Source organism: Rathayibacter sp. VKM Ac-2760, from assembly GCF_009834185.1.
Classification (GTDB): domain Bacteria; phylum Actinomycetota; class Actinomycetes; order Actinomycetales; family Microbacteriaceae; genus Rathayibacter.
Map to the genome: position 1 here is coordinate 1,287,397 of NZ_CP047173.1, position 16,387 is coordinate 1,303,783.

The window sequence follows — 16,387 nt, forward strand, 5'->3', positions numbered from 1 at the left end:
CTTCTCTGCAACAATGGTCGGGTGCCTCCGCTGACCGACGCCCCCGCCCGCCCGGCCTACCGGCCGTACCTCGCGACCGTCGCCCGTGCGACGAGGATCGCCCCCCACTTCATCCGGATCACGCTCACCGGCGACGACCTCGGCTCGGTCGCCTGCACCGGGCCGGACCAGCGGATCAAGCTGGTCGTCCCCACGCCGACGTCGAGCGCGGACGACTTCATGGGCTCGGTCGCCGACGCGGACGGACCCGACGGGCTCGCTCCGGAGTGGTACACCCGCTGGCGCGAGCTGCCCGATGCGCTGCGGAACCCGCTGCGCACCTACACGATCCGCGCCACCCGGCCCGAGCTCGCCGAGGTCGACGTCGACTTCGTCGCGCACGGCGACACCGGTCCGGCCTCCGCCTGGGTCGAGTCGGCCGAGGTCGGCGCACGCGTGGTCATCATCGCGCCCGACTCCCGCTCCGAGCTGGCCGGCGGCGGTGTGGAATGGCACCCGGGTGCCGCGACGACGCTCCTGATGGCGGGGGACGAGACCGCGGTGCCCGCGATCAGCGCGATCCTCGAGAGCCTGCCCGCGTCGGCGACCGGCGCCGCGTTCCTCGAGGTGCCGAGCGCGGAGGACCGCCTGGACCTCCGTTCCCCGGCCGGCGTCGACGTGCACTGGCTGGTCCGCACGGCGGACGCGCCGGGCGCGCTCCTGGGCGACTCCGTCCGGGCCTGGGCGACCCGGTTCCTCACCGCGCACCACCGCGGAGTCGAGGTGTCCGACGTGGACGTCGACAGCGAGATCCTCTGGGAGGTGCCCGCGGAGCGGACCGACCCGGGACTCTACGCCTGGATCGCCGGCGAGGCGGGCGCGATCAAGCTGATCCGCCGCTGCCTCGTCACCGAGCTCGGGGTCGACCGCACCCGCGTCGCGTTCATGGGCTACTGGCGGACGGGACGCTCCGAGGCGAACTGAGCCTCCGGGCCGCGCCCTCGTCACTGCTCAGAGCGCCGCGGGCACTCCGACGAGGCGGCTCGAGAGCGTCCACAGCTCGCGGCCGAGCTGGCGGTCGCCGGCCTGGCTCGCCACGGCGCCTCCCGGGCGCAGCCCGTCGAAGTAGCTGCCGCTCGCCGCGCCGACGTCGGGCTCGGACGCCAGCGTGATCAGCGGGACGGCGCCGGCCTCCGCCGGGATGCCCGGCGACCCGGTCAGCGAGAGCAGCGACATCAGTCGCGAGTCGGCTCCGAAGCCGGTCGCGACGACGCCCGGGTGGAACGAGTAGGCGTCGACGGCGGTCGGCAGCAGCCGCTCCGCCAGCTCCCGGATGAAGAGGATCGTGGCGAGCTTCGAGGTGCCGTAGGCGCGCCAGCCGCCCAGCCACGGCCCGTGCCGGCGGTCGAGGTCGTCCAGCGAGAGCCGGCCGATGCGGTTGGCCGCGCTCGCGGTCGAGAGCACCCGGACCCCGGGACGCTCGCGACCCCTCTCGATCAGCCGGGGGAGCAGCAGCCGGGTCAGCAGGAACGGCGCCAGGTGGTTGCTCTGGATCGTCCGCTCGTGCCCGTCCACCGTCTCACCGCGGCGCGAGACCAGCCCGCCGGCGTTGTTGGCGAGCACGTCGATGCCGTCGTAGTGGGCGAGCAGGGCGTCGGCGAGGGCGCGCACGTCGTCGAGCCGGTCGAAGTCGGCGACGAACGGATCGCCGCCGATCTCCGCGGCGACCGCGCGGGTGCGCTCCGGGTCCCGTCCGACGACGGCGACGCGCGCACCGGCCGCCGCCAGCGCGCCGGCGGCGACCCGCCCGATCCCGGAGCTCGCCCCGGTGAGCACCACGACGCGCCCCGTCTGGTCAGCGACCACGGATGTAGCCGCCCTTCTCCAGGCCCGCCTCGATCTCGAAGCGGTTCTGCAGCGGGTCGCGCCCGGCGACGAAGTACAGCAGCGGGAACCACATGCCGTAGGTGCGCCACTGCCGCTTGTGCACGGCCTCGTGCTCCAGCACCCGGTCGGAGACGTTGTCGGCGGTCAGGTAGCTCATCCCGACGCAGGAGCCGCCGCGGCCGAACGCCCACGCGGGCAGGCCGGTGAAGACGACCAGCCCGTCGCGACGCTCGATCGGCCCGGTGCTCCAGAGGGCGCCCCAGGCCAGCCCCACCGCGCAGGCGAAGAGGTAGCCGGGGCGGGTGATCGCCGGGTCGAGCGCGACGGCGGCGACGGCGCGCCGGAGGGCGCTCACGCGCTGTCGCGCCCGTAGGTCTCGAGCAGGCGCAGCCAGACCTCGCTGATGGTCGGGTACGACGGCACGGCGTGCCAGAGGCGCGCCAGCGGCACCTCGCCGACGACGGCGACGGTCGCGGAGTGCACGAGCTCGCCGACCTCCTTGCCGACGAAGGTGACGCCGAGGACGACCCGGCGGTCCTCGTCGACGACCATCCGCGCGGTGCCCCGGTAGCCCACGGCGGCGAGCGAGGCGCCCGCGACGCTGCCGATCTCGTAGTCGACCGAGCGGATGCGGTAGCCGGCCTTCTCGGCCGCGGCGGCGGTGAGGCCGACGGAGGCGACCTCGGGGTCGGTGAAGACGACCTGCGGCACGGCCTCGTGGTCGGCCGTCGCGACGTGCGCGCCCCACGGCGAGTCCTTCACCTCGGCGCCGGTGCTGCGCGCGACGATCACGTCGCCGGCGGCGCGGGCCTGGTACTTGCCCTGGTGGGTCAGCAGTGCGCGGTGGTTGACGTCGCCGACGCCGTAGAGCCACGGGGCGCCCGAGCCGACGGGGGAGCCGTCCTCGCCGAGGACGAGCATCGTGTCGTCGACGTGCAGCGGGTCGCCCGGCTCGAGGCCGACGACCTCGAGGCCGATGTCGCCGGTCTGCGGAGCGCGGCCGGTGGCGGCCAGGATCTCGTCGCCCTCGACGACGTCGCCGCCCTCGAGGGTGACGGCGACGGTTCCGTCGGCGCGGCGCTCGACCGACGCGGGGGAGCCGCCGAGGCGGACGTCGACGCCGAGCTCGCGGAGGGAGTCGGCGACGAGCTCGCCGGCGAACGGCTCGAACGGCGCGAGCAGGCCGCTGCGGGCGAGCAGGGTCACCGAGGAGCCGAGACCCGCATAGGCGGTGGCCATCTCGCAGGCGACCACGCCGCCGCCGACGACGATCAGCCGCGGCGGCACGATCTCGGCGCTGGTCGCCTCCCGGCTGGTCCAGGGCGCGGCCGCGCGCAGACCGGGGACGTCGGGGACCACGGCGGAGGTGCCGGTCGCGACGGCGACGGCGCTCCGGGCGTGCAGGACGCGGACCGAGCCGTCCGGGGCGGTGACGCTGACCTCGCGCTCACCGCTGAGGCGGCCGTGGCCGCGGACGAGCTCGATGCCGGCGCCTTCGAGCCACTGCACCTGGCCGTGGTCGTCGAAGCCGCTGGTGACGGAGTCGCGGTGCGCGAGGACCGCGGCGACGTCGACGCCGCCGGTGACGGCCTGCGCCGCTCCGGGGAGATCGCGGGCGGCGCGCAGCGCCATCGGCGCGCGCAGCAGCGCCTTGGACGGCATGCAGGCCCAGTAGGAGCACTCGCCGCCCACGAGCTCGCTCTCGACGATCGCGGCGGTGAGTCCGCCCTGCACCGCGCGGTCGGCGATGTTCTCGCCGACGGGTCCGGCGCCGATCACGATCAGATCGAAGGTGTCGGCGGGGGCGGGTGCGGTCGCTGCGGCGTCGGTGCTCGGCGTGGTCATGATCTCTCCGGCTTCGTTCTCGAGGGCTGGTCGCCCGGGTGTGCGTGACTCCGGTGCCGTGCGGCCCGGAGGAGTCGTCAGTGCGCGGGCACGATCTCGGCGCGCCAGCCGTCGTAGCGGCCGCCCTCGCGCTCGACCGCGTCGATCACCTGGCGGAGGAAGGCGGTGGTCGCCTCCTCGTCCACCGCGGCGTGGTGGCTCGCGACCAGCACGAGCCGCAGGCGCAGCCGGGAGATCGCGATCTCGAAGCCCGAGGCGACCAGCGCCCGGCCGGCGCGGCGGGCCCGCGAGCGGCTCGAGAAGACGGCGAAGTGGTCGACCTCGCGCAGCTCGCAGACCTGGTCGCCGTAGCGGAGGCGGACCTCGAGCTGCTGTGCGGCGCGCTCGCGCTGCGCCTCGAGAGCCGAGGGGCGGGAGGACGCGGGGGTGGAGGACACGGGGGCGGAGGACACGGGCGTCCCGGGCGCCGGGGTGCCGACGGCCGAGGTGTCCGGCGCGGTGCTCTGCTCGCTCATCGGCCGGTGAACTCCGCGGTGCTGCGGGCGAGGAAGGCCTCCATGCCGATCCGGGCGTCGTCGGAGGCGGCGAGGCGCGCGAGCTCGGCGGGCAGTGCGGCGGCCGCCTCGGCGTCGGACGCGGCGACGGCGAGCCGCGCGTTCGCGAGCGCCGCCTGGACGGCGAGCGGGGCCTGCGCCGCGATGCGGGCGGCGAGCGCGCGGGCCGCCTCGGCGACGGCGCCGTCGGGCACCACCTCCTGGACGAGGCCGATGCGGTGCGCCTCGCGCGCATCGAACTCGTCGCCGGTGAGGATCCAGCGCAGGGCGTCGCCCCAGCCGGCCGCGCGCGGGAAGCGCAGGGTCGCGCCGCCGAAGGGGAGGATGCCGCGCGCGACCTCGATCTGGCCGAAGCGAGCGGACTCCTCGGCGAGGACGACGTCGCTCGCGAGCGCCAGCTCGATGCCGAGGGTGAGGCAGGTGCCCTGCAGGCCGATCACGACGGGCTTCGACACCGGGCGGGTGCGGATCGCCCACGGGTCGAGGCCGCCCTCGGGCACGAAGTCGAGGCCGTCGCCGCCGAGGCGCGGGCCGATGTCCGCCAGGTCGAGGCCGGCGGTGAAGTGCGCGCCCTCGGCGAGGACGACGCCCGCCCGCAGCTCGGGATCGCGGTCGAGCACTCCGTAGGCCGCGGCGAGCTCGGTGAGCAGTGCGAAGTCGGCGGCGTTGCGCTTCTCGGGCCGGTCGAGCACGATCTCGAGCACGTGGCCGCGCCGTTCGGTGCGCACGCGTCGTCGCTCGTCGCTCATCGTTCCTCCGCTCGGGTCGCGTCCGTCCATCTTGCCCGGTGCCGCCGACACCGCGTCGCGGCCGGACGCGGATTGGGGGTCGCCGCTCAGGCCGTCGACTGAGCGCGCCGGAGCGTGCGGCCGGTCAGACGCCGCGGGCCAGCGCGCCGACGAGGCGGAGGATCGTCGGCAGGTCGTCGACCGCCGCCGCGGGCGAGGAGGGCGCGAACGACGTGAGACCCGCGCCGGCGAGGGGGAACCGCGCCCGCAGCGCCGCCAGGCACTCGACCAGCCGCGAGGCCGGCACGCCGAACGGCACCGGGTCGAAGAGACCGGCGAGCTCGGCAGGATCGAGCACGTCGAGATCGATGTGCACGTAGACGGAGCCGGCACCCGTGGCCTCGACGGCGGCGACCAGCGCCTCGGGGTCGAGCGCGTCGACGTCGAGGCGCGCCGCTCCGCGCTCGAGCAGTCCTTCGAGCTCGCCGGGATCGGCGGCGCGGACGCCCGCGAGCACGACGCGCTCGTCGGCCACGCGGTCGGCCGCGGTCGCGCTGAGCAGGCCCACCCCGCGGCCGAGGACGGCGGAGAGCACCATGCCGCAGAACGCCCCGCTCGGCGAGGTCTCCGGGGTGCTCGCATCCGGATGCGCGTCGAGCCAGACCAGGGCGACCGGCTCGGCGGAGGTGCGCACCGCGTGCCCGATCGCCGCGAACTCCACTCCGCAGTCGCCGCCGATCGTGACGACCGGCCCCGAGCGGCCGGCCAGCGCCTCGCGGACGCGCTCGGCCGTCATGGCGACGGAGGCGTAGCGGCGCACCCCGGTGTCCTGCGCGTCGCCCGCCTCGGCCGGCACCTCGACCACGATCGTCGCGGAGGAGGGCAGATCGCCGCGGATCGCGTCGGCACCGTCGACGAGGCGCATCGCGCGCGTCGAGGCCGACCCCTGCCACTGCGGGACGACGAGGAAGGAGGCCATGGGACTCACTATGGCACGCGGTCCGCGGGCGCCCGGCTCGCGAGCTGCGGCCCACCGGGTCAGGCCGCGGGCAGCTCTCCGGGCGCGGCGACGAGCGGCTCCGCGGAGGGTGCCGCGGGACCGTCGAGATCGAGGAGCGCCTCGTCGAGGGCCGAGCGGGCGCGGTCGTCGGCCGCGCGGGCCTGCGCGAGTGCGGCGGAGGGGTCGGTGGCCGCGATCCGCAGCGCACCGGCCAGCTGCGCGCGCGTCTCCTCCGCGAGGATCCGCGGCGCCGCCGTGATCCGCTCGCCGTGAACCGCGACGAGCAGCGCGACCGCCTCGACGCCGAGCAGGGCGACGGTGCGCGCCCCCTCGACGAGCAGGAGCTGCCGCTGGGCCTGCGCCCGCGGATCGCGGTAGCCCGCCACCACGGCGTCGAGCGCCGCGTCCGCCTCGAGCAGCAGGGCGAGCACGGCGGAGGGGTCGTGCCGGGTCTCGGAGGAGCGCGCGTCGTCGGCGCTCAGCAGCAGGGCGCTCGCGGCGGCGCAGGCGGTCGCGACGTCGGCCGCGGAGGCGAGCTGGGCGGTGGTCCGCACGTCGGCGAGGGTGCCGGCCCGCTCGAGGTCGTCGCGCACGGTGCGCTCCAGCGCGCTCAGCTGCGTCTCGGCGCGGTCGATCAGCTCCGCGAGCGCGTCCGCGGTGTCGAGCAGTGCGGCGGCTCCGGCGGCGTCGCGGCCCGCGGCGGCGGCGATCGCCTCGCGGAGGGGCCGCACCTGCCGCTCCGAGGTGGTGCCCGCGAGGACGGAGACGGCGGACCGGGAGCGCTGCAGCCGCTCCGGGAGGGTCGGGGGCTGCGAGGTCACCCCGCGATCGTACGGCCGACGTGTTACGGACCGTGTCGCCGCCGTTCGACCCGCCGGGCGCCCGTCCCCAGGATGGAGTCATGCCCGGAACGCTCGCCATCGTCGAAGTCGCCTCGGCGCGCCCCGGCCGCGACGAGTACCACGCCTACGTGCAGCTGCTGAACGGCCGCCTCCTGAGCCTCGCCCGCGAGCTGGGCTGGCAGGCGGAGCGCTTCGCCGCGGAGGACCTCGGCACCGCACGGCTCCTCGAGCAGACCCTCAGCGCCGACGCGATCGTGCTGGCCGGCGGCGAGGACATCGCGCCCGAGCGCTACGGGGTGCCGCGCGGCTACCCCGGCGAGGGGCCGCACGCCGAGCGGGCCGACGCCGCGCAGATCGCGCTCGTGCGTCGCGCGCTCGCCCGCCGCACGCCGCTGCTCGGCATCTGCCGCGGCCTCCAGATCGTCAACGTCGCCCTCGGCGGCACCCTCGTCCCCGACCTCGGACCGGACGCGGCGCACGTCAACGCGGCGGCTCCGGCGCACGAGCGCATGCACCGCCACGACGTGCTGCTCGCCGCCGACTCGGTCCTCGGCGGCCTCTTCGGCGCGGCGGCGCTGGCCGTGCAGAGCGCGCACCACCAGGCCGTCGATGCACTCGCTCCCGGACTGCGGGTCGTCGCCCGCGCCGACGACGGCGTGGTCGAGGCGCTCGAGCACCTCGAGGCGCCGATCGTCGGCGTGCAGTGGCACCCGGAGGACCCCGCGGCGCCGGCCGGTCAGCTGGCCGCGCTGCTCGAGGGCCTGGCGCTCGCGGTGTCGCGCGAGAGCGCCGGCGCGGCCGTCGCCGCCTGAGCGCCGACCCCGCCGCGGGAGGTCAGCGCGCCAGTCGCGCCAGCCACGCCTCGATGTCGTCCGCCGAGCGCGGGATGCCGGCCGAGAGGTTCTCGGCGCCGTCCTCCGTCACGAGCACGTCGTCCTCGATCCGCACGCCGATGCCGCGCAGCTCCGCGGGGACGGTCAGGTCGTCCGGCTGGAAGTAGAGCCCGGGCTCGATGGTGAAGACCATTCCGGCCTCGACGATCCCGTCCAGGTACATCTCCCGGCGGGCCTTCGCGCAGTCGTGCACGTCGAGCCCGAGGTGGTGGCTGGTGCCGTGCACCATGTAGCGGCGGTGCTGCTGGTTGTCGGCCTCGAGCGCCTCCTCGGCGCTCACCGGCAGCAGGCCCCACTCGGCGGTGCGGCGCGCGATGACGGCCATCGCGGCGGCGTGCACCTCGCGGAAGCGGATGCCGGGGCGCACGATCGCGAACGCGGCGTCGGCGGCCTCGCGCACGGTCTCGTGCACGCGACGCTGGGCCTCGGTGTAGTGGCCGTCGACCGGGAAGGTGCGGGTGATGTCCGCGGTGTAGTAGCTCTCCTGCTCGACGCCGGCGTCGAGGAGCACCAGGTCGCCGGGGCGCACCGGACCGTCGTTGCGGGTCCAGTGCAGGATGCAGGCGTGCGGGCCGGCCGCGGCGATCGTGTCGTAGCCGACCGCGTTGCCGTCGGCGCGGGCGCGGCCGTTGAAGACGCCCTCGATCAGGCGCTCGCCGCGCTCGTGCCGGACGATGCGGGGCAGGTCCGCCAGCACGTCCTCGAAGCCGCGGGCCGTCGCGTCGACGGCCGCTCGCAGCTCGGCGATCTCGTAGGCGTCCTTGATCAGGCGCAGCTCGGAGAGGTCGCGCTCGAGCGCCGTGTCGCGGTCGGCCGCGCCGTCGGCGGAGCGCTTTCCGAGGCGCTCCGTGACGAGCGGGTCGGCCTCGCGGAGGACGGCGACCGGGGCGTCGCCCGCGTCGAGGGCGGCGTCGAGCTCGTCGATGCCGCGCGCATCGAGCCCGAGATCGCTCGCGACCTGGGCGAGGGAGGGGCGCGGTCCGATCCAGAACTCGCCGATCTCGGAGTTCGCGTAGAACTCGTCCGAGTCGCGGCCGGCGCGCTCGCGGAAGTAGAGGGTCGCGGTGTGCCCGTCGCCCGAGGGCTCGAGGACGAGGACGGCGCCCGGCTCCGAGTCGGAGCCCCAGCCGGTCAGCCAGGTGAAGGCGGAGTGCGCGCGGAACGGGTAGTCGGTGTCGTTGGCGCGCTGCTTGAGCCGGCCGGCGGGCACGACCAGCCGGACGCCGGTGTGCAGGGCGGAGAGGCGCTCGCGACGGCGCGCGGCGAAGGCGGCCTGCTCGCGCGGAGCGGGCAGGGGCTCGTCGCGGTCCGCCCAGCCGGAGGCGATGAAGTCGCGGAAGCGGTCGGAGCCGGGGGTCGTGGAGCGGTTCGTCGTCGCGCGCGGCGCCGGTGCGGCGGCGGTCGAGGGGGTGCTCGCGTGATCGGTCGTCGTGCTGTCGGTGCTCGTCTGCTGATCCGTGTTCGTCATCCCGCCATTCTCCTCCTCCCGCCGGAGTCGGCGGCCTGTGGAGGAGTGATCACGTCGGCCCGCCGATCAGGAGGACTCCTTGACCATCCCGCGGACCGAGAGCTGCGCGAGCACCGGGCGGTGGTCGCTGCCGGCGTCGTCCTGACCGGTGAGGACCTCGAAGCCCGAGACGTCCCAGCGCCCGGAGAACAGCACGTGGTCGATCGGCGCCGCCAGGCCCGAGGGGAGACTCGTCGGCCAGGTGCCGGAGGCCGCGGCGTTCGCGAGTGCTCCCGCGTCGGTGCAGCCGCCGAGATCGGCGTCGCCGGGGAGAGCCGACCAGTGATCGAGCGTCGAGTTGAGGTCGCCCAGGACCACCAGGTCGTCCTCGGCGGTGCAGAGATCCGCGAGCCGGGCGAGGTCGCTGCGCCATTCGGTCGTCAGCGCGGGCAGCGGCGCGGTGGTGTGCACCGCGGCGAGCACCGGGCGCCCGGGGCCGTCGGGGCGGGCGACGAGGGAGGCGTTCGTCGCGGTCGGCGTGCTGGCGGCGTCGACGGAGTAGCCGCCGAGCGTGGGAGCGAGGAGGAGTGCGGTGCCGTCGTTCGCATCGGCGCCGGGGACCTGGTGCAGGATCATCGGCCGGCCGGCGGCGGAGAGCGCGTCGGACACCTCCTGAGCGCGCTCGGGGGAGACCTCGAGCAGCGCCAGGGCGTCGACGGCGTTCTCGGCGGCGAGGGTCGCGATCGTCTCGGCCGGCACGCCGTCGTGCAGGAGGTTCCAGCTCAGGACGCGCAGATCACCGAGGCGGTGCGCGCGCGGCGGGGCGGCGTCGTCGCCCCGGACGGCCTGCAGCCCGCCGAGGACGAGCGCGAACGCGACGCCGAGGGCGGCGATCACGAGGGCGAGTCGGCGGACCGGCTCGACCAGCACGGCGACGACGACGAGCACGACGGCTCCGGCGACCGCGGCGACGGCCGTGGCGGCGCGGAACGAGACGAGCTGCGCGAAGGGCGTCTGCCCGGCGATGCCGAAGAAGCCCGGCGCGGCGACCACCAGGAGGAGGAGCGCCACCGCGAGCGCCACCGCGAACTTGACCAGTCGTGTCCCCATCCCGGTTCAGGGTAGGGCATCGATCCGGGGGAGTCCGCAGGACGCGCGTCTACGATGATGCGCATGCATGTCCCCGGAGGCCGGTACGACCTCCACACCCACTCGCTCGTCTCCGACGGGACGGAGCCCCCCGAGGTGCTCGTCCGAGCGGCGGCGGCGGCCGGACTCGACGGCGTCGCCCTCACCGACCACGACACGACCCGCGGCTGGGCGGCGGCGATCGCCGCGGCCGAGGAGGCGGGCATCGACCTGCTCCCGGGCATGGAGCTGTCCTCGAGGGTGGGCTGGGCGAGCGTGCACGTGCTCGCCTATCTCGTCGATCCGGAGGACCCCGGTCTCGTCGCCGAGACGACGCGGATCCGCTCCGAGCGCTCGCAGCGGGCGCAGGCGATCGTCGCGGCGATCGCGGCCGACTACGACCTCACCTGGGAGGACGTGCTCGCGCAGACCAGCCCCGGAACCACGATCGGGCGGCCGCACATCGCCGACGCGCTGGTCGCGCGCGGGCTGGCGACCGACCGCTCGGCGGCGTTCGCGGGGATCCTCGACTGGCGCGGCGGCTACTACCGACCGCACTACGCGCCGGACCCGGTCGAGGCCGTGCGGCTGGTGCGCGCGGCGGGCGGCGTGCCGGTGATCGCGCACCCGGCGACGAGCACGCGCGGCATCGTGATCGAGTCGATGCTGCCCGATCTCGTCGACGCGGGGCTCTTCGGCGTCGAGGTCGAGCACCGCGAGAACACCGGCGAGGGCAAGCGGCGGCTGCGCGAGCTGGCGGAGCGCTACTCCCTCGTCACGACGGGGTCGAGCGACTACCACGGGACGGGCAAGCCCAACCGGCTGGGGGAGAACACGACGGCGCGCGCGACGGTCGACGCGATCCGCGGGGCGGCACGCGCGCGCTGACGCGGGACCGTCGGGTCTCGAGACGCCCCCGCGGGGCTGCTCGACCAGCACGTGGGCGGGTCTCGATACGCCCCTGCGGGGCTACTCGACCAGCAAGAGGGGCGGGCGCCTTCCGGCGGGGCTGCTCGACCAGCGGCGGCGGCTGGTCCTCCTGCTGATCGAGTGGCCCGCGGAGCGGGCGTCTCGGGATCCGGCGGCGCCTACGCCGAGCCGTCCGGGCGGGGGCCGCGGCGGCGCTGGCGCGTGCGGCGGCGCGGCTCGCTGTTGCCGTCGTGGTGCTCCTTGCTCTCGCTCGAGGGAGCCTGGCCGGCGGGCACCGACTCGCCCTCGGCGGCGTTCGAGACCTCGGCGGAGTCACCGCCGCGGTTGCGGCGACGCGGCTCGCGGCCGCCCTCGCGAGGCTCGCGCTGGCGGGTCGAGCGCTCGGGGCGCGCGTCGGCCTTCGCCTCGGCGGGGATGGGGGTCGGCTTCAGCCGCCCCTTCGTGCCGGCGGGGATGTCGAGGTCCTCGTAGAGGTGCGGCGACGAGGAGTAGGTCTCGACCGGGTCGGGCTGGCCGAACTCGAGCGCGCGGTTGATGAGGGCCCACTTGTGCAGGTCCTCCCAGTCGACGAAGGTCACGGCGATGCCGGTCTTGCCGGCGCGGCCGGTGCGGCCGACGCGGTGCAGGTAGGTCTGGTCGTCGTCCGGGATGGTGTGGTTGATCACGTGGGTGACGTCGTTGACGTCGATGCCGCGCGCCGCGACGTCCGTCGCGATCAGGATGTCCTTCTTGCCGGCCTTGAACGCGGCCATCGCGCGCTCGCGCTGCTCCTGGTTGAGGTCGCCGTGCACGGCGGCGGCGTTGAAGCCGCGGTCGTTGAGCTCCTCGACGATGCGGGCGGCCGCGCGCTTGGTGCGGGTGAAGATCACGGTCTTGCCGCGGCCCTCGGCCTGCAGGATGCGGGCGATGACCTCGTCCTTGTCGAGCGAGTGCGCCCGGTAGACGATGTGCTTGATGTTCGCCTGGGTGATGCCCTCGTCGGGATCCGTCGCGCGGATGTGGATCGGCTTGTTCATGAAGCGGCGGGCGAGCGCGACGATCGCGCCGGGCATCGTCGCCGAGAAGAGCATGGTGTGGCGGGTCGCGGGGGTCTGCGCGAAGAGCTTCTCGATGTCCGAGAGGAAGCCGAGGTCGAGCATCTTGTCGGCCTCGTCGAGGACCATCGTCTGCACGCTCGCGAGCGAGAGCAGGCGCTGACCGGCGAGGTCGAGCAGGCGGCCCGGGGTGCCGACGACGATCTGCGCGCCGGCCTTGAGCTGCTCGATCTGACCCTCGTAGGCCTTGCCGCCGTAGATGGAGACGATCTTGGTCGGCCGGTTCGAGGCGGCGAGCTCGATGTCCTCGGTGACCTGCACGGCCAGCTCGCGGGTCGGCACCACGATGAGTGCCTTGACGCCGGGCTCCGGGTCGTTGCCGAGGGCCTGGATGAGGGGGAGGCCGAAGCCGAAGGTCTTGCCGGTGCCGGTCTTGGCCTGGCCGATGATGTCCTGCTTCTGCAGGGCCAGCGGGATGGTCTGCTCCTGGATGGGGAACGGCTCGAGGATGCCCTGGGCGGCGAGTGCGGCGACGATGTCGTCGTCGATGTTGAGATCGGAGAAAGTCACGGAGTGAGGCGCCTGTCGTGTCGAACGGTCCACGCCCCTGTACGACTCGGGCGCAGGGTCACCGATCCAGCGCCGGTGACATCCCGGCGAGTCTACCGCCACGGGGGTCCTGCGGCCCGGAAGGGCGACCGGGACGCGCTCTACACTGATCGGATGGCAGCCTGGTTCCGACGTCGACGTCCGCTCGGCGAAGCCCCCCGACTGACTCCGCGCGGTGAGTCCTCGAGCAAGCGCGACCGGGTCGACCTCGCCGATCTGACCCCCGAGCTGCTCCCGTACCTCGGCCAGGTGGCCTACCTGCAGCTCGCCGTGTTCGAGGCGCTGGCGCGCGGAGTGGCGGGCACGGACGACCTCGCCGACAAGGAGGCGATCTCGGCCGCCGCCGGCACCGCGCTCGCGAAGCACCACGCCGTCGTCGCCGAGCTGCGCCGCCGGGACGTCGAGCCGAGCGAGGCGATGGCGCCGTTCCGCCCGGCGATCGACACCTTCGAGCACCTCACCCGCGGGGCGGACCTGCACGAGACGCTGCTCTCCGCGTACATCACGGCCGGGCTGCTCGACGACTTCTTCATCCGGCTCACCGGCGGGCTGCCGAACGACGTGGGGCCGCGGATCGCGCAGACCCTGGGGGCGGACACGGGCATCGACGGCCTGATAGCGATCCTCCGGCGCGAGATCGCCGCCGACGAGCGGCTCGGCTCCCGGCTCGCGGTCTGGGGCCGCCGGCTGGTGGGCGACACGCTGCTCGTCGCGCGCTCGGCGCTGCTGGGCTCGGGCAACCACGACTCGGACGAGTCGCGCATCGAGCCGGTCTTCACCGAGCTGATCGCCTCGCACACGCGCCGGATGGACGCGCTCGGGCTGACGGCCTGACGTGCCGGCGCCGCTTCGGGCAGCGGCTCCGTCGCCTCCGGTTCGCGGAACCGGCTCCGGCTCGCTGGATCCGGCGATTTCCGCGTGCCGGAGGTGGTTCCGCGTGCCGGAGTCCGGTCGGCGGCATCTTCGGCTCGCGGAATCGGCTCGGGCTCGCTGGATCCGGCGATTTCCGCGTGCCGGAGGTGGTTTCGCGTGCCGGAGTTCGGGCGGTGCCGCGTCCTTGCCGGTCGAGGAGCGCCGGAGGGGCGTATCGAGACCCGCGTGCGTCGATCGGAGGGGTGTGCGGACCCGGTTTCCGAGGGCGGTGGATCTCGATACGCCCGCTTCGCGAGCTACTCGATCAGCAGGGGTGGGCCGCTTCGCGGGCTGCTCGATCAGCAGGGCGCGGGCTGCTCGGTCGACGAGGAAGGGCGCGGTCGACGTCAGTCGTCGATGAAGCCGGGGACGTGGGCGAGAGTGGCGATCGTGCGGGTGCGGCCCCACTCGACGTGGGCGTGGGCGACGGAGACGGCGAGCGGCGCGTCGCCGGCGGCGATCGCCTCGGCGAGCCGCACGTGCTCGTCGTGCCGGACGTGCGGCTCGGCCTGGATGTTCGCGATGTTGAGGCGGTTGCTGCGCTCGTCCAGCGGCTGCATCGTGGTGATCAGGAGTCGGTTGCCCGCGATCGCCTCGATCGCGCCGTGGATCCGGCCGCTCTCGGAGTGGAAGCGCGCGAGATCGCCGGCGGCGAGCGCGGCGCTCGCATCGGCGACGACCGCGGTCAGGGCCGAGGCGTCGGCGCCGCGGGCCACCGCCTCCGCGGCCTTGCGCGCCACGAGGGGCTCGAGGGCCGAGCGGATGTCGTAGAGCTCGTCCACGTCGCGCCGCCGGACGATCGAGACGACCGCGGTGCTGCGCGGGCGCACCGTGACCAGGCCGGCCAGCTCGAGCCAGGGCAGGGCCTCCCGGATCGGGACGCGCGAGACGGCGAGCTCGGTCGCGAGGTCGCGCTCCCGGATCGGCTCGCCCGCCGGAAGGCGGCCGTCGAGGATCCGCGCGCGCAGCTCCTCGTACACCCGCTGCGACATCGTCTGCGCGGGGCTCTTCGTCGGCATCGGCGCTCCTGTCGGTCTACCCGTCGTCGGTCCTCGAAGGGTAGCGGTCGGCGGTGGCGGGCGCCGTCGACCCTTGTGACGCCGTCTTCATCTGCGCGAAACACCCGGGTGCCGGATCGGATCTACCGTGATCGAGGCGCTCCGGTATACCGAGCGCTCCCACTGCTTCTCCGTCGGAAGGACCCGCCCCATGAGCACCGTCACGAATCCGCCCCCCGCCACGACGATGGGCGACCGCATCGAAGCGGCCTACTCGCGCATCGGAGTGACGAGCGCGCACCTCGGCATCGTCGCGATGATCCTCTTCGGCGTCTTCTTCGACGCGATCGAGCAGAACACGGTCGGCGTCGCCGGTCCGATCCTCGCCGCCGACTGGGGGCTCGCCGGCGCGCAGATCGGCCTGCTCAACACGGCGACCTTCACGGCGGTCGCGCTCGGTCGCGTCCTCGCCGGAGTGGTGATGGACCGGATCGGGCGGCGCACACTCCTCGGCGCGAACCTGATGATCTTCGCGGTCGGCTCGCTGCTCTGCGCCTTCGCGCCCAGCTACGAGATCCTGGTCGCGGCGCGCTTCCTGGTCGGCCTCGGTCTCGGCGGCGAGATCGCGACGGCCGTCATCATGCTCGCCGAGTTCTTCTCCGCCAAGCACCGCGGCACGGCCGTGGGCCTGATCAACGTCGCGGCCGCCGGTCTCGGCAACATGCTCGCCCCGCTCTTCGGCGTCATCGTCTTCTCGGTCTTCACCGGCGACGACCGCTGGCGCTGGCTCTTCGGGATCCTGGTGATCCCCGCCCTGGCGGTCGTGGTCTACCGGCGCGCGCTGCCCGAGACCCCCCGCTACCTCGCCGCGCGAGGCCGCGTCGCCGAGGCGAACACCGTGATCAACCGGCTCGCCCAGGGCCGGCTGCACCGCCCGGTCGAGAACGAGGTCGACTACCTCGGCGGCGCGGCGGATCAGCCCGTCACCGCCGCGGTCACCCCGCGCTGGACCGAGCTCTTCGGCCGCAGGCACCGCCGCACGACGATCGCCCTGGGGATCGCGGTCTGCATGTCCTACGCCGCGCAGATCTCGATGCTCACCCTCATCCCGCTGATCCTCACCTCCCGCGGCTTCGACATCACCAGTGCGCTCTGGTATACCCTCGTGATGCAGTCGGGCTCCCTGGTCGGAGCGCTGGTCGCGGCCCTCGCTGCCCGCCGGCTGCCGCGCAAGCTGACGCTCACGGTCGCCGCCCTGCTCGGGATCGGCGCGGGGCTCGGCTTCGGCTTCCTCGGCACCACGGTCGCCCTGGTGCTGGTCTTCGGCTTCCTCTTCAACTTCTCGGTGATCGTGCTCAACACCACCATCTGGCTGTTCGCTCCGGAGCAGTACCCCACCCGGATCCGCGGCCTCGGCACCTCGGTGATCCTCGCGCTCGGCTCGCTCTCCGGCGGGCTGTTCCCCCTCCTCGCCGGCGCCGTGCTCGACGCCTCGGGGGTAGGCGGCATGTTCGCCCTCCTCGCCGGGCTGTTCGCGATCTGCGCGATCGCCGTGCAGTTCCCGCGCGAGACCGTCGGGCGCCCGATGGCGGAGGACTGAG

General features: G+C 74.6%; 16 protein-coding genes. 5 read left to right on the forward strand and 11 right to left on the reverse strand.

Annotation, left to right across the window (positions count from 1 at the left end; genetic code table 11):
- Positions 1-21 precede the first annotated feature (21 nt).
- Complete coding sequence (locus GSU72_RS05725; RefSeq protein ID WP_244255996.1) at positions 22-963, forward strand: siderophore-interacting protein; 942 nt, start codon at positions 22-24, stop codon at positions 961-963.
- Between the two features lie 27 nt (positions 964-990).
- Here the strand turns inward: GSU72_RS05725 and GSU72_RS05730 are convergent, their stop codons facing one another.
- From GSU72_RS05730 to GSU72_RS21495, 7 genes are all read right to left on the reverse strand, one after another.
- On the reverse strand, positions 991-1,845 hold the full coding sequence (locus GSU72_RS05730; protein WP_159984182.1) for an SDR family NAD(P)-dependent oxidoreductase: 855 nt from the start codon (positions 1,843-1,845) through the stop codon (positions 991-993).
- The gene (locus tag GSU72_RS05735) at positions 1,835-2,221 is read right to left on the reverse strand and encodes a Fe-S oxidoreductase (protein ID WP_159984183.1); all 387 of its coding nucleotides are present in this window, start codon (positions 2,219-2,221) and stop codon (positions 1,835-1,837) included. Before GSU72_RS05735 ends, GSU72_RS05730 begins: the two co-directional genes overlap by 11 nt.
- Complete coding sequence (locus GSU72_RS05740) at positions 2,218-3,711, reverse strand: NAD(P)/FAD-dependent oxidoreductase (RefSeq protein WP_159984184.1); 1,494 nt, start codon at positions 3,709-3,711, stop codon at positions 2,218-2,220. Before GSU72_RS05740 ends, GSU72_RS05735 begins: the two co-directional genes overlap by 4 nt.
- Before the next feature lie 77 nt (positions 3,712-3,788).
- Positions 3,789-4,226: a ribonuclease E inhibitor RraB gene (locus GSU72_RS05745; RefSeq protein WP_159984185.1), complete on the reverse strand. Its 438-nt coding sequence runs from the start codon at positions 4,224-4,226 to the stop codon at positions 3,789-3,791.
- Positions 4,223-5,014 carry a crotonase/enoyl-CoA hydratase family protein gene (locus tag GSU72_RS05750; RefSeq protein WP_159984186.1) on the reverse strand — a complete coding sequence of 264 codons (792 nt, stop codon included), beginning with the start codon at positions 5,012-5,014 and terminating at the stop codon, positions 4,223-4,225. Before GSU72_RS05750 ends, GSU72_RS05745 begins: the two co-directional genes overlap by 4 nt.
- A gap of 124 nt (positions 5,015-5,138) precedes the next feature.
- On the reverse strand, positions 5,139-6,035 hold the full coding sequence (locus GSU72_RS21490) for an arginase family protein (protein WP_279631742.1): 897 nt from the start codon (positions 6,033-6,035) through the stop codon (positions 5,139-5,141).
- On the reverse strand, positions 6,032-6,814 hold the full coding sequence (locus GSU72_RS21495; protein ID WP_159984188.1) for a hypothetical protein: 783 nt from the start codon (positions 6,812-6,814) through the stop codon (positions 6,032-6,034). The genes GSU72_RS21490 and GSU72_RS21495 overlap by 4 nt, the downstream gene beginning before the upstream one ends.
- Positions 6,815-6,894: 80 nt before the next feature.
- Between GSU72_RS21495 and GSU72_RS05765 the strand changes: the two genes are divergently transcribed.
- Positions 6,895-7,647, forward strand: a complete 753-nt coding sequence (locus GSU72_RS05765; protein ID WP_159984189.1) for a gamma-glutamyl-gamma-aminobutyrate hydrolase family protein — start codon at positions 6,895-6,897, stop codon at positions 7,645-7,647.
- A 22-nt stretch (positions 7,648-7,669) separates the two neighbouring features.
- Here the strand turns inward: GSU72_RS05765 and GSU72_RS05770 are convergent, their stop codons facing one another.
- Positions 7,670-9,196 carry an aminopeptidase P family protein gene (locus tag GSU72_RS05770; RefSeq protein ID WP_159984190.1) on the reverse strand — a complete coding sequence of 509 codons (1,527 nt, stop codon included), beginning with the start codon at positions 9,194-9,196 and terminating at the stop codon, positions 7,670-7,672.
- Between the two features lie 66 nt (positions 9,197-9,262).
- A complete protein-coding gene (locus tag GSU72_RS05775; RefSeq protein WP_159984191.1) occupies positions 9,263-10,285 on the reverse strand; it encodes an endonuclease/exonuclease/phosphatase family protein in 1,023 nt (340 codons plus the stop codon).
- A gap of 63 nt (positions 10,286-10,348) precedes the next feature.
- On the opposite strand from GSU72_RS05775, the gene GSU72_RS05780 reads away from it, so the two are divergent.
- On the forward strand, positions 10,349-11,191 hold the full coding sequence (locus GSU72_RS05780; protein ID WP_159984192.1) for a PHP domain-containing protein: 843 nt from the start codon (positions 10,349-10,351) through the stop codon (positions 11,189-11,191).
- A 200-nt stretch (positions 11,192-11,391) separates the two neighbouring features.
- Here GSU72_RS05780 and GSU72_RS05785 read toward each other — a convergent pair whose 3' ends face one another.
- Positions 11,392-12,837 (reverse strand): DEAD/DEAH box helicase, encoded by a 1,446-nt coding sequence (locus GSU72_RS05785; protein WP_159984193.1) that lies wholly within the window; start codon positions 12,835-12,837, stop codon positions 11,392-11,394.
- 153 nt (positions 12,838-12,990) lie between these two features.
- Between GSU72_RS05785 and GSU72_RS05790 the strand changes: the two genes are divergently transcribed.
- Positions 12,991-13,710, forward strand: a complete 720-nt coding sequence (locus GSU72_RS05790; RefSeq protein WP_159984194.1) for a ferritin-like fold-containing protein — start codon at positions 12,991-12,993, stop codon at positions 13,708-13,710.
- 425 nt (positions 13,711-14,135) lie between these two features.
- On the opposite strand, the gene GSU72_RS05795 is transcribed toward GSU72_RS05790, so the two are convergent.
- Positions 14,136-14,807 carry a GntR family transcriptional regulator gene (locus GSU72_RS05795; RefSeq protein ID WP_159984195.1) on the reverse strand — a complete coding sequence of 224 codons (672 nt, stop codon included), beginning with the start codon at positions 14,805-14,807 and terminating at the stop codon, positions 14,136-14,138.
- Positions 14,808-14,997: 190 nt separating this feature from the next.
- Between GSU72_RS05795 and GSU72_RS05800 the strand changes: the two genes are divergently transcribed.
- Positions 14,998-16,386 carry an MFS transporter gene (locus GSU72_RS05800; RefSeq protein ID WP_244255997.1) on the forward strand — a complete coding sequence of 463 codons (1,389 nt, stop codon included), beginning with the start codon at positions 14,998-15,000 and terminating at the stop codon, positions 16,384-16,386.
- Position 16,387: the final 1 nt, after the last annotated feature.